This window comes from Staphylococcus sp. SUC_1.2 (genome assembly GCF_026222585.1).
In genome coordinates this window covers 24,645-38,219 of record NZ_JANJPM010000027.1, presented here as the reverse complement: position 1 = coordinate 38,219, position 13,575 = coordinate 24,645, and the positions used below count along the sequence as shown (strand labels likewise).

Below are 13,575 nucleotides of genomic sequence, written 5' to 3'. Positions count from 1 at the left end.
CATAATTTGAAAGTTCGTTGTCCACTTTTGATACCCCCCATGATTTTATTCATTCTAAAATCACGAAGTTATACCACCATCTTTAAGTAGTTGTTCCTAGTATTTAAAACTATATGCATGATTGTTTTGTCTTTTTTGACATTGATTACCCTACTCTACGTACACCTTTTTAAGAACACCTTAATTATTACTAATATTGATCTAAAATTAAAGATTTTTTTCGTTATCACTAACATTTTTATATTTCGCACTATTTTTTAATGTTATAATCTTATTGTAAATCGTTAAATTGTATAAATGAATATTTTATATAAATTAAGTGAAGCGTACGAAATGGATATACATAAAAACAATAAAATTAAATACGGTAACAACACTTATTACAATAATTATTCTATTATGTTTGAATCATTACGAGTGTTTGGATATGAAAATTTAAATTAAAGGAGTTTTTCTCATGGCTAACAAAACTAAAAATGTAGATTTGATAAAAGATGTGTTTTTACATGATAACGAAACAATTATTTATGCAATATTTGGTGCTTATAAAACTAAATCTCTTGGTAAAAATACAATAAGACATGGTGTTCTAGCAGCCACTGACGAAAGAATAATCTTTTGCGCAAAACGATTGAGTGGATACGATTCTGAAATTTTTCATTATGGTAAAATTAGTACTTTTGAATTAAGCAAAATCTTAATGTGGAATACTATTTCTTTTTATTCAAGTGGTAATAAGGTTTCTATGAAGTGGGTTAATGATAAAGATTTAGACAAATTTATAGAATTTGTAAACAAGAATGTTGAAGGAAGTAATAATTCTCTAGGTCTTATTGATCAAGCAACTCATTCAGATAATGACTTACAACCTCTTGAAAAAATTAAAAAATTAAAAGAGTTATTAGATATGGATGCTATTACACAGGAATAATTTGATAAGAAAAAACAGCAATTGTTAAATTCATAAATTGTTATGTCTTAATTATTAAAGGAGATATATAATGAAAAAATTTTTAGTCTTATTATTTACTAGTTTCTTAATTCTAGGTGCATGTAGTAATAAAGATTCATCAAGCGAAAACTCAAATAAAAGTTCTATAAATAAATCAGATAAAAAATTACACGATAATAAAAAGAAGAAAGATAAATCAAAAGAGAAAAAGAAAGAATATAAGAAAAATTCTTCTAGTAAAGAAAATCAAGCTAGCCAAGAACAAGCACAATTACAACAAGATATCACACAAGTGCCACAACAAAATAACCTACAATCTACATCTCAAGAACAAAGTTCTCAACAAAAACAACAAACTAATGCTAATAATCAACAAACTCAACAAAGATACGACTATGACCACAATGGCGTATATAGAACTCCTGCTGAACAAAAAGCACATGAACAGTGGATTAAGGATCAAGTAGAATGGAACAAGCAAAATGAAACTAGAAAACAAAAGTTACAAGATGAATATTTCAATCTTTCAGATAAAATGTATGAAGATAGAGTTAGCAAAGCCGAATATAATTCTATGGAAAAACGTCAAAATGAAATATTAGATGAAGTTCGACCTATCAACTGAAATACACTACAATGGTTGCTCAATTAATGTTGATTTTTTAATCTTGTATTAGAAATTTTGCAAAAATGAATCATTGATAAAGAAACAATTTATAATCAACTCACTTCTAGCTACGGTGAAAAATTCACACAAAAAGAAGCGCAATATGCTATTGACCATTTAGATAAATAAAAATATAGCGGCTATAGAATTAACTCCTCAATAGCCGCTTAGTTATATTAATAAGACATTAATTTTAAGATAGCCTCTTTCTCAATATCACCGAAATAATGATAAAAGTCAAAGTCTTCCATAGCTTCTTTAATATGCGTATAATCATGTAACGCCCCTATTAAAGCATTCTCTAATTCAGTGACATCTCCTTCACCAAAGAAGTCTCCAAAGATTCTAGCATGTTCAATTTTGCCTTTTTTAACATCGAATTTAATTTGTACAAAGCCTTTTTCAAATTTTTCATCGCGTTCAAAATTATATTTAGGATTTCGCCCGTAGTTCCAATCCCATGTACGGTATTTCTCATTGCTTAATGCTTCAATATTCTTCCAGTCTTCATCTGTTAACTTATATTCTTCGACTTCATGTTCACCAAAGATTGTTTTCAAAATGATTTGTTTAAAGTCATCAATGGAAATCGATTCATCTAAAAATTCGTCGATATTTGCTACACGCTTACGCACTGACTTAACACCTTTAGATTGAATTTTTTTAGGATTAACTTTCAATGCATTTTGTACTTCTCCTAAGTCACTATTTAACATTAATGTACCGTGACTAAACATTCTATCTTTAACTTTAACCATGGCATTCCCTGAAATTTTAGCTTGCCCTACTTGAATATCATTACGACCAGTCATTTCAGCATCTACACCCATTGATTGAAGTGCTTGTACAATTGGCTCTGTAAACTTTTTGAAATTATGGAAGCTATTACCATCATCATCTGTAATAAAACTAAAATTTAGATTACCTTGGTCATGGTATACAGCGCCACCACCTGAAATACGGCGTACAACATGTATGTTATTTTCACCTACATATTGTTTATTAACCTCTTCTATAGTATTTTGATTTTTTCCGACAATGATAGACGGTCCATTTACATAAAATAGAAAGTAACTGTCATCCGAAGGTAAATGTTTTAACACGTACTCTTCCATGGCAAGGTTAATTGTAGGATCAGTAATATTATTATTGCTTACAAATTTCATCTATATCTCTCCTTTGACTCTCTCGTATATGCCCTTAGTTTAGTTATGCCTTATATTTAGTTATTTTGCCAATTATTCACTCAAATTTGACATTATTTTCATAATTAAAATATTATTTGCCATTTTTAGCATATATTTGTTTATTATTATGCAAATTTTTAGTACAATATAGCCTAGTTATGAATTTAGGAGGACTCCGTATGACTGTTGCAGAAGTAGGAAATATCGTAGAATTTTATGACGGTTTAAGAGGCCGTGTTGAGAAAATTAATGACAATTCAGTTATTGTAGACTTAACAATTATGGATAACTTCAATGAATTAGACTTACCAGAAAAAACAGTTATTAATCATAAACGATATACTATCGTTGAATAAGAAGGTATACATTAAAATGAAAAATATATCAAAAGCTTTAATTTGGTTTATAGCAAGTTTCATTGTATTCCATTTGATTTTATTTGTTATGTGGGGAGAGCATCAAGAGTACTGGTATCTATACACTGGTATTATGTTAATTGCAGGTATTAGTTATGTATTTTACCAAAGAGATATAGAATCCAAACGACTTTTAACTTCTATCGGAGTTGGTATCGCTACAGGTATCGTCTTGGTTATAATACAATTAATTTTTTCATTACTTTCACCACAAATAACATATGCAGAACTTATTAAAGAATTATCAAGAACAGGTGTTTATTTCAAATGGCAAATGTTAGTGACGTTAATTTTTGTAATTCCTTGTCATGAGTTATACATGAGAACTGTTTTGCAAAAAGAACTAACTCAATTTAAATTGCCTACTTGGTTAATCATCTTGATTACTGCATTATGTTCTAGTTCTTTATTTATTTATTTAGATAAATGGTGGATAGTGGCATTTATTTTTGTAGCTCAATTAGTATTATCATTGAGTTATCAATATACACGTCGCATCGTAACTACCTCTTTAGGACAAATTGTGGCAATTATACTATTATTAATATTTCATGGATAAAAAACTTTTCTTAGTTAAAACTAAGAAAAGTTTTTTTGAAGTAATTTACAATTTAAATACGTTTACTTATATGAGTACTATTTTTAATACGCTACTGAAAAATTAGAGTCCAACTTTAAATAATAATCAGGTTGATTTAGCTTTTCAGCGATAAGTGAACTCATCGGTCGATCATATGTGGAATGAAGTATTGATTCATCTTCCAAGTATTGACGATAATTTCTATAACAATAATCTGTCATTGTAACTCTATACTTTTCATCTAACTCAATATTTTTTATATTCACTCTATCAAAACGAGGCGCTGACATATCTACCTCATAATCAAATCCTTGCCACAATGTACATAATGTTTCATCAATAATAGTCATACTTAATTGATTTTGCTCAAATTGAATATAAGAATAAGTATATTCAAGCATTTTTTTAATTTGATGGCCTCTAAGTGTTATATCTATTGCTTTATCAGGGTGTGGATAAGCATTATAGACATCCTCATTAGTCACTATACCTTTTAATCCCTTTTCGCCATTTTTAGGCACGTTAATACAAGTAATATTATTCACATAGGCTAAATGTAGACTATCATGTAATAATTGTATAAATGGATGTGGACTACTTAGTAAGTCTTCCAAGCCATTAACCTGTAAATCGACTTTATTCTCTGAAACAATATCCTTTGACCAATGTTCTAAGGCTTTACGATCATAATAAGTTGTCTCAAGTAATTCCTGATCTTCTGGAAACTCACTTAAATTAATTACTGTAGATTCAATATCTTCTTTTTCGAACGAGTTCGTACGTTTTTTAAATTTAATTTTGACATGTACTAACTCTTGAGCATCTTGTCCTGCTTGAACATATACTGTTTCAAAATCATTACCTATAATCGTTTGATGCTGGTGCGCTGTTATCATTAAATCGATCACACCTATTTCCTTCATTATTTTTTCCGCTTCATGAGAACCTTTTCTATGTCTTGTATTTGTTTGATTTATTTTATATAGTCCTCCATGATAGATTACAATTAAGAAGTCAGGATGTTCACTTTCATGTATATATCTAATCCAGCGTTTAGCAGATAATAGTGCTTTTTCAATACTAACCTCTTTCTCCATTTCAGCGAATTCGTTTTTCATTAATCCATCTGCAGTTAAACCTACAATTGCGATTCGAACATTATCGTATTCTTTAATTATATAAGGTGTTGAGAAGTATGGTTCCTTTGTTAATGCAAATTCTATATTCGCAGATAACCATTGAAACCTTGATAGTGATACTGCTTTAGTCAAAAATGATAATCCAAATTTAAAATCATCCGGACTTATACCACTAGCATCATACTGCATAGCATTCATTAATTTAATCATAGGATGACGTTTATAGGGTGCGACAATAGCATAATAATGCGCAGCCAATGAGCCAGCTACACTTCCCCCACTATCTAATAAAATGACTTTATCATTGTTTTCTCTAATATTTTTAACATAGGTACCAGCACGATATATATTTGATCCAAAATCTCCATTCATAAAATGACTATGCATATCTGATGTTGCCAAGATATCTATATTTATATGTTCATTTTTCTCCAATTTACACACCCCTTATTTAAAGCTAGTTTAACATTTATTAATCTGTTGGTGCTATTTATTTCTAATCAAAAAAGCATTCTCAGAATTAATAATTTCTGAGAATGCTAATATATTTAACCAATTTGAACACGTTCTTTAGGATAATGGTATTTATCCGGTTCCTTACGTCCAGCTATCATAATAATAAATGAAATTAAACCAACACGACCTATAAACATTAATATCATTAGTATTACTTTAGTAAGTCCACTAATATCGTCTGTAACACCTAAAGATAGACCACATGTTCCAAAGGCTGACATGACTTCAAAGAATACTTGTAAAAATGTTAGATTTGTTTTTTCAGTAGCGAGAATAACAATCATACTTACAAATGTTAGAATTGATGCCATAGTAAATACGGCGAATGAACGTTGAATATCAACTACATGTATTTCTCGATTGAACACTTTTATAGCTGTTTTTTCAGCATTATTATTAAAGTTAATTACAAAGAGAATTAGTATCGCAAATGTAGTTGTACGTATACCACCACCAACTGAACTTGGAGATGAACCAATAAACATGAGGATACTCATTATTACATTCGTTGCATCACTAAAGTTTGTTACATCAATGGTTTGTAATCCAGCACTACGTGTTGTTGCAGATTGAAATAATGAATAAAATAAGGATTGATGCCAACTTAATCCTTTAAAAGCATGGTGATGTTCTAATGCTAATATGGCTAAAACACCAAAAACAAATAAAAATAGATATGTGCATGTAGTTATTTTGGTAAATAGTGAAAATCTAAAATGGCTGACCCTATTCCTTACATATGCTCTGATTTCAAGTAATACAGGAAATCCTATTGATCCTAATACGATTAGAAACATAACAATCGTTTGAACAAAATAATCCTTAGCGTAAGGTATTAATGATTGCCCTGTGATATCTAATCCACCGTTAGTAGTAGCAGAGACAGACACAAATAAACCTTGCATGAGTGCATTTTTCAAATCTGGATTATCTCTATAGAAATAAAATGCTAATAACAGTGCACCTATAAATTCTATTGTTAATATCGTTTTGATGATTTCTAATATCAGCTTAACGGTTCCACTCATTGTATCTTTATTATTATCTAACATAATTAATTGGCGTTCGCGGATACCTATATGTTTCCCTAACACAACCCATAGTACTGTACCAATCGCCATGACACCAATACCGCCTATATTAAGTATGATTAATATAATAATTTGGCCAAATGTTGAATATGTATCTACTATGTTAACGGGAGATAGTCCAGTAACACTAATGCCTGATACAGCAACGAATAACGTATCGATTGGGCTAACATCCACACCATGTTTATGCACAAATGGGAGGTTTAATAATAAAAAAGCGACAACTATGGCTATCAAATAATATAAAACTATCCCCTGTTGAGGGCTAGATTTTTTAAGCAACTTACTGAAAATAGACACTCATTTGTCACCTCAACATTATTTCAATTTTATTCTTATCTCTTGAGATTTTCCTTCTCTATAAATTTTAGCCGACAATGTTTTTAAGTCTTGTCTATGATTAAAAATTATTTGTCTATACTGTAAATTATTTTGAATTGATTTACTATCTAATTCTACAACTACATCACCAATTTTTAAACCTGATTTTTTACCTAAACCATTTTCTTTTAACTTTTCTACTACGATTCCATTTTGAACATCTTCGGGCACTTTTAATAAATTTCTTTCATAAGGCATTAAATCTGAAACATTTTTAATTCCAATACCAGTATTGGGATATTGAATTTCACCTTTTTTCTCTAGTTCCTCAGCAATTTCTCGTGCAGCATCTATTGGAATTGCAAAGCCCATGCCTTCAATATTAGGCATATTTATTTTTAACGATACTAAGCCTACTAATTCTCCAACTCTATTGACGACAGCACCTCCTGAATTACCTGGGTTAACTGAAGCATCAATTTGAAATGTATTAACCCATTCATCATTCTTATTATCTTTATCGAAATCGACAGGTACTGCCCTATTTAATCCGGAAATAATACCTTTCGTCACTGTATTTTTAAAATCATTTCCAAGTGGATTACCAACAACTAGGATGGATTCACCTAGCTTTAAATGTTTTGAGTGACCTATTTTAATTGGCTGCATGTTTTTATTTTTTATCGTTGCTTTAAGCACTGCAATATCTGACCACATATCTCTCCCAACGACTGTAGCAGTAGCTGTTTTATCATCATCATATGTAATATTTACTCTTTTATTACTTCCAACTATATGTGTATTGGTTAAAATAAAAAAAGTATCGTCTACAGCTTTGTAGACGACACCTGAACCAACTTCATTATTTGAGTTTATATTTGTTTTATCAATTGTTTGTGTTGTTATGTTCTTAGGTGTGTCATTCTCAATTGTTACCACTGATTTAACAGCAGTTTCTGCATTCTTCATTGTTGTTGTGTATTTTGTATCATTATTACTACTTTGTTCAATACTACTATTTTGGTTCATCGTTGAGATAATTGCACTAATTAGTATAACAATTAATATGATTGCAACTACTATGACTATTTTAAGCCAATGCAATTTTAAAAAGTCTTTTACTTTGTCCATCGTATCATTGTTCTTAGGCTCATTTTCTAAGTGTTCATTTTCTTCTAACTTATTAGAATGAGCTAAATTTTGACTAGATGCTTTCTTTAAGTCTTGATTATCTTCAACTTTATTGTTTTTATCTTTAGTATAGGAATTTAATTCCTTGTTAGAAGTTTCATTAGAACTTGCTTTTTGTTCCTTTTGTTCAATTTTTTGACTTTTATTTGTTTCTAAAACGTCTTCCGATGATTCTTTAGTTTCTTTATGTTTTTTAGTTTGTTCACTTTTATCAAGATGATTAACTTCACTTTTATTAATATTATCTTGTTTTTGTTTGCCTTTATTCTTTTCAACTCTACTATATTTAGGTTCTATTTCATCGTGTTTGGAAGAGGCAGAATTATTGTCTTCTTTCTCCTGTTTTTCCATTTCGTCAGTAGGTTTAGTTACCTTATCATTATTTTCTTTATGTTCATTTTTTAGTTGTTGCTCTTCAGGTAGTGTTAAATGATGCGTGTTAGTATCATTTAATTCTTGATCAGATTCATTATCAGATCGTAATTTAGCTAAATGTTGTTGCTGGTGAATTTCTTCTTGTGTTAATTTCTCAATTCTTGCTTTTCGCATGTTATCTTTAACACGTTCTTCATTAACTTTTGCTTGTTCTTGCTCTTTTTTGGCAAGTCTCTCACGTTGTTCTCTCTCTCGTTCTAATCGTTCTTCACGTTCTTCATTATGGAAATACTCATGTCGTTTTCGACGATACTGTTCACGTGGTATTACGTGTTTTTTATCATTATCCAAAGGTGTCCACTCCTATCGACTAACTCACAATCTATCATGCTAACGTTAAATTATGTTTTATGGTTGTGGCTTTATTTAAATTATTCATTAACTAAAGTTTAATATCAATATCGCCAATTAGCAATGAATTGAAGGTTCAAAATTAAATTTTTCTTATCAAATCACTAAATTGCACAAATGATAATAATAAAGCCTTTTAAACTTAATGATATACATCAAATCTAAAAGGCTCGAATCACTTATTTAATACTATTTATTGGCTTTCTTCTTGTTGCTACGTACTGATGTTAACCAACCGATTACGACTAAAAGAATCATAACTGTCCAGAAGATAGCTTGCCATAATGTACTATGAGGGAAATGTTCAGGTAAAATACCTATATCTTCATGAGCAAGTACTATAACAACTAATTTAATACCTACCCAACCTACAATTGCGAAGGCAGCTCCTTCTAATCCAGGATATTTATTTAGTAAGTCAACAAACCATGTAGCGGCAAAACGCATTAGAATAACACCGATCATTCCGCCAATAAACATTACTGAGAATTGACCTAAGTCCATGCCACCAAAATGAATGCCAACTTCAGGTAATGTAACAGCAATTGCCATCGCTGCTAACATTGAGTCAATTGCAAAAGCTATATCTGCAAATTCAACTTTTAAAACAGTGCCCCAAAATTGCATAGGTCCGACTTTTTTCTCAACGCCAGACTCGTCAAAATGATGGTCGTCACCTTCAGGCTGATCTTCATGTTCTTTGTGGAAGAATTGCCAGAGATTTCTTATTGACATAAAAATTAAATACGCGGCACCAAGTGCTTGGATAAACCAGAAATTTGCGATAACACTAATTAAGAATAAGGCAAGAAAACGGAATACAAATGCACCTAGCAAACCATAAAATAACGCTTTTTTACGTTGTTCAGGTGGTAAATGTTTTACCATAACAGCCATTACAACCGCATTATCAGCTGCTAATAACCCTTCTAAAAATACAAGAACGAGAATTACCCATAAGTAAGGTAAAATTAAACTCGGATCCATAGTGGACAGCTCCTTTTTGTTTTAATACAAATAAAGAGACCTATGCTAAATAATAGCAAAGGTCTCACTTAGCAAATAAATGCCCACTTTACCGGAAGATAATACTTCGTAATGACGATAAAGCGCTAACCATCAAGTAGTTGATGGTCTTCAAGTTACTCCCCTCTGACAAATTGTCATAGGTATTCATTTGTTAAGTGTATTATACACTATACTTAATATAAATAAACAATTAACGTATAACAAATTGTCTATTTAAAGAGATATTTTTAAATACCCATTATTTTCAATCATAATCTTATAAAAGACTATACAATTTAATTTCTGGGAATTTTTCTTCGAACCAGCGTGTTGCAAATTCATTTTCGAATAAGAAGACGAAATTATCATATCTATCTTTCACTAATATAGAACGAGACGTGTTCATTTTATCTTGTATATCATCTTCGTTTTCAATCCAACGCGCAATTTTTCTACCAACAGGTTCCATAACAACATCAACGTTATATTCGTTTTTCATTCGATGTTCAAACACTTCAAATTGTAATTGACCAACGGCACCTAAAATAATTTGATTAGTGTGAAGCGTTTTATAATATTGGATTGCTCCTTCTTGAACAAGCTGTTCAATTCCTTTATGGAAATGTTTTTGTTTCATTACGTTTTTAGCTGAAACTTTCATAAATATTTCCGGTGTGAATTGAGGTAAATCTTGGAAACTATATTTTTGCTTGCCACCAACTAAAGTATCTCCAATTTGATAATTACCTGTATCATATAAACCAATGATGTCTCCAGCTACTGCATGGTTAACAGTTTCTTTATCGTCAGCCATAAATGATGTTGAACGCGTAATTTTTTGTTTTTTGCTCGTACGTTGTAATGTTACATCCATACCACGTTCGAATGCACCACTAACAACACGCATAAACGCAATTCTATCACGATGTTTAGGGTCCATATTAGCTTGAATTTTGAAAATAAATCCAGAAAATTCATCATCAAATGGGCTTACTTCAACTTCTTCATTTGTCTGACGTGCATTAGGCATCGGTGCATGATCAACATATGCATTCAAGAAGTTTTGAACACCGAAGTTAGCTAATGCAGAACCAAAGAATACGGGTGTTAATTCACCATTTAATAGCGCATCATTATCAAACTCTTCACCTGCTTCTTTTACAAGCATAAATTCTTCGATAGCTTGAGCAAATGCACTGTCATTACGAATAGCATGCTCTTCTTGTAGTTCATAATCATCATTTAAATGTAAAACATTTTCTTCATCTCTAAATGGTTCTATAGATTTAGAATCACGATCGATAATACCAAAGAAATTTTGACCCATACCAATTGGCCAGTTCATAGGATAAGTATCAATGTTTAATGTTTCTTCAATCTCATCTAATAATTCAAATGGCTCTTTACCTACGCGGTCCAATTTATTAATGAATGTAAAAATTGGAATTCCTCTCATTCTACAAACTTTAAATAGCTTTAAAGTTTGAGGTTCAATACCTTTGGCACAGTCAATAACCATCACTGCACTATCCACTGCCATTAAAGTACGGTAAGTATCTTCTGAGAAATCTTCGTGTCCTGGTGTATCTAATATATTAATTTTGTAATCATCATAGTCAAATTGCATTACTGAACTCGTTACTGAAATACCACGTTCTTGCTCCACTTTCATCCAGTCACTAGTTGCAAATTTACCTGTTTTTTTACCTTTAACTGTACCCGCTTCTCTAATTGCACCACTAAAATATAACAACTTCTCAGTCAGTGTCGTTTTACCAGCATCCGGGTGAGATATTATGGCAAACGTCTTTCTTGATTCAACTTCTTCTTTTAAACTCATCTATTGATCTCCTTTAAAATCATTCACAATCCAGTTTGTTAAATTCGAAGCAATTTTGATTGCTTCATTTTCCTCGATAAAAGCAAATAATTGCATTACCAATTCTTCTTTAACATCATTACTGTCCATATTCAAATCAAGTTCTATTGACCAAAATATATCTGGAATAGCCAACATGATTTGATTTTTATCTTCACTTATATATAAGTAAACATTAACAATTTCGTCATTTATAGATAATTGTTTAATGTTCACTTGGGCCACCGCCAAATTTTTTGTATGCCGCTTCAAGTCCAATTAAATCATCTCTATGTGGCACTTTAATATGTCCAGGCATGATTTGATAAGGTTCTCTTCCTTTAGAAGCTAATACTACTGTATCGCCCGGTTCAGCTATATCAATGGCATGTTTGATCCCTTCAGCTCTATCATCAAATTCAACATAATGATTATGTGTTGCGCCTTTAGCTAGTTCAGCAGTCAACATTTTAGGATCATCATTAGCAGGATTATCTGGCGTAAATATTACGTAATCTGCTCTACAAGCTACTGCGCCCATTTCAGGTGTTTTAGTTAAGTCACGTTCTCCAGCCATTCCAATTAAAAAGATTAATTTTTGTTTCACGAAAGGTTTTACTGCATCTATAAGTTTATTCATTCCGTCAGCAGTATGTGCATAGTCAATAATTAAATCAATTGGTAGCGAAGGATCTAGAACTTCCAAACGCCCTTCAACTGGCTCTAAATTCTCAACTACTCTGACGATATCTTCCATAGATGTTCCTTTACTCCAGACGGCAATCATGGCAGCCATAATATTTGAAATATTAAATTTACCTACATATGGTGTTTTAACACTGTAAGTACCTATAGGCGTATCGAAATCAAAGTGAACACCTTGTAAAGATTCTTGAATATTTTTAGCCATAAATTGAGCGTCATGGTCTATTCCATATGTAAATATTTCATATGGTGTAACTGATGCTAAATATTTGGAGAAATCATCATCATTATTTAAAACAGCATATTTCTCTTTCGATAAATCTTCTCCCAGTTGACTAAATAACAATGATTTAGCATGTCCATAGGCTTCCATTGTGCCATGAAAATCTAAATGGTCTTGTGTTAAATTTGAGAATATCGCAACATCAAATTCTACACCTCTTAATCGCCCTAGTGATAAACCGTGACTAGATACTTCCATAGTCATAGCTTCCGCATTTTCATCAACCGCTTGCTTAATCTTTTTAGTTAAAGACACTGTTTCTGGAGTTGTATTGGCACCTCTAGTTTTATGTTCATTTATTTGGAAACCATTTGTTCCTAAATATGCGCTTCCTTTACCTAAACCTCTATAAATAAGATGAATCATAGTAGCAATTGAAGTTTTGCCATTAGTGCCTGTCACACCTATTGTAGTTAATTGATGGCTAGGAAAATCATATAAAGTATGTGCTAACAGGCTAGCAACTCTTAATGTATCTGGTACGATAACCTGCGTCACGTCACCGTTAATGTCTTGTTGATGGTTAACCACAATGACTTTTGCACCTTGATCAACAACATTTTGACAAAATTTATGGCTATCAACTGTATAGCCTTTTGATGCGACGAATATACTCCCTTCACTAGCGGTACGTGAATCTGTAGTGATATCAGTAACATTTATATCTAAAGTACCTATTACTTGTTTAACTCGTATTTTTTCGAACAACTCATTCGCATTCAAAATGTATCGCTCCTTTTTTTACAATAATTTTATTATACACGTTTTGAAGTTGTTGATAAATTTATAATCATTAAAATATTGATTAGATTTAATACGAACTTGATATGTTTTACACCTCACACTAAAGATTTCATTAATATAATTGAAGGAAT

Annotated in this window: 13 protein-coding genes; 5 read left to right on the top strand and 8 right to left on the bottom strand. The window is 31.1% G+C overall.

All coding sequences use genetic code 11. The features are described from left to right. Positions 1–457 precede the first annotated feature (457 nt). The 3 genes from NR218_RS09795 to NR218_RS09785 all read left to right on the top strand — a co-directional run bounded on the left by NR218_RS09795 (position 458) and on the right by NR218_RS09785 (position 1,748). Entirely contained in the window at positions 458–931 is a 474-nt protein-coding gene (locus NR218_RS09795; protein ID WP_011276199.1) for a PH domain-containing protein, read from the top strand. A gap of 70 nt (positions 932–1,001) precedes the next feature. Continuing rightward, complete coding sequence (locus NR218_RS09790) at positions 1,002–1,577, top strand: hypothetical protein (protein ID WP_011276200.1); 576 nt, start codon at positions 1,002–1,004, stop codon at positions 1,575–1,577. Positions 1,578–1,646: 69 nt separating this feature from the next. Beyond that, positions 1,647–1,748 carry an Ltp family lipoprotein gene (locus tag NR218_RS09785; protein ID WP_076684686.1) on the top strand — a complete coding sequence of 34 codons (102 nt, stop codon included), beginning with the start codon at positions 1,647–1,649 and terminating at the stop codon, positions 1,746–1,748. Positions 1,749–1,795: 47 nt separating this feature from the next. Here NR218_RS09785 and NR218_RS09780 read toward each other — a convergent pair whose 3' ends face one another. Next, positions 1,796–2,785: a lipoate--protein ligase gene (locus NR218_RS09780; protein ID WP_053020179.1), complete on the bottom strand. Its 990-nt coding sequence runs from the start codon at positions 2,783–2,785 to the stop codon at positions 1,796–1,798. 200 nt (positions 2,786–2,985) lie between these two features. On the opposite strand from NR218_RS09780, the gene NR218_RS09775 reads away from it, so the two are divergent. Continuing rightward, complete coding sequence (locus tag NR218_RS09775; RefSeq protein WP_011276202.1) at positions 2,986–3,162, top strand: YkvS family protein; 177 nt, start codon at positions 2,986–2,988, stop codon at positions 3,160–3,162. A gap of 16 nt (positions 3,163–3,178) precedes the next feature. Beyond that, positions 3,179–3,781 (top strand): type II CAAX prenyl endopeptidase Rce1 family protein, encoded by a 603-nt coding sequence (locus NR218_RS09770; RefSeq protein ID WP_011276203.1) that lies wholly within the window; start codon positions 3,179–3,181, stop codon positions 3,779–3,781. An 83-nt stretch (positions 3,782–3,864) separates the two neighbouring features. Here NR218_RS09770 and NR218_RS09765 read toward each other — a convergent pair whose 3' ends face one another. The 7 genes from NR218_RS09765 to NR218_RS09735 form a co-directional block, all read right to left on the bottom strand. Beyond that, on the bottom strand, positions 3,865–5,376 hold the full coding sequence (locus tag NR218_RS09765) for a bifunctional metallophosphatase/5'-nucleotidase (protein ID WP_016931306.1): 1,512 nt from the start codon (positions 5,374–5,376) through the stop codon (positions 3,865–3,867). 113 nt (positions 5,377–5,489) lie between these two features. After that, a complete protein-coding gene (locus NR218_RS09760) occupies positions 5,490–6,848 on the bottom strand; it encodes a TrkH family potassium uptake protein (protein ID WP_011276205.1) in 1,359 nt (452 codons plus the stop codon). Between the two features lie 18 nt (positions 6,849–6,866). Beyond that, a complete protein-coding gene (locus tag NR218_RS09755) occupies positions 6,867–8,786 on the bottom strand; it encodes a S1C family serine protease (RefSeq protein ID WP_011276206.1) in 1,920 nt (639 codons plus the stop codon). A 249-nt stretch (positions 8,787–9,035) separates the two neighbouring features. After that, complete coding sequence (locus tag NR218_RS09750) at positions 9,036–9,833, bottom strand: TerC family protein (protein ID WP_011276207.1); 798 nt, start codon at positions 9,831–9,833, stop codon at positions 9,036–9,038. Positions 9,834–10,131: 298 nt separating this feature from the next. After that, on the bottom strand, positions 10,132–11,694 hold the full coding sequence (locus NR218_RS09745) for a peptide chain release factor 3 (RefSeq protein ID WP_011276209.1): 1,563 nt from the start codon (positions 11,692–11,694) through the stop codon (positions 10,132–10,134). Further along, positions 11,695–11,949: a YueH family protein gene (locus NR218_RS09740; protein ID WP_011276210.1), complete on the bottom strand. Its 255-nt coding sequence runs from the start codon at positions 11,947–11,949 to the stop codon at positions 11,695–11,697. After that, positions 11,939–13,423 (bottom strand): UDP-N-acetylmuramoyl-L-alanyl-D-glutamate--L-lysine ligase, encoded by a 1,485-nt coding sequence (locus NR218_RS09735; protein WP_011276211.1) that lies wholly within the window; start codon positions 13,421–13,423, stop codon positions 11,939–11,941. The genes NR218_RS09740 and NR218_RS09735 overlap by 11 nt, the downstream gene beginning before the upstream one ends. Between the last annotated feature and the right edge of the window lie 152 nt (positions 13,424–13,575).

Bases quoted from the DNA above. Each gene is read 5' to 3' on its own strand.
- NR218_RS09795 (WP_011276199.1), top strand. From the start codon at position 458: ATGGCTAACAAAACTAAAAATGTAGATTTGATAAAAGATGTGTTTTTA.
- NR218_RS09790 (WP_011276200.1), top strand. From the start codon at position 1,002: ATGAAAAAATTTTTAGTCTTATTATTTACTAGTTTCTTAATTCTAGGT.
- NR218_RS09780 (WP_053020179.1), bottom strand. From the start codon at position 2,785: ATGAAATTTGTAAGCAATAATAATATTACTGATCCTACAATTAACCTT.
- NR218_RS09775 (WP_011276202.1), top strand. From the start codon at position 2,986: ATGACTGTTGCAGAAGTAGGAAATATCGTAGAATTTTATGACGGTTTA.
- NR218_RS09770 (WP_011276203.1), top strand. From the start codon at position 3,179: ATGAAAAATATATCAAAAGCTTTAATTTGGTTTATAGCAAGTTTCATT.
- NR218_RS09750 (WP_011276207.1), bottom strand. From the start codon at position 9,833: ATGGATCCGAGTTTAATTTTACCTTACTTATGGGTAATTCTCGTTCTT.
- NR218_RS09745 (WP_011276209.1), bottom strand. From the start codon at position 11,694: ATGAGTTTAAAAGAAGAAGTTGAATCAAGAAAGACGTTTGCCATAATA.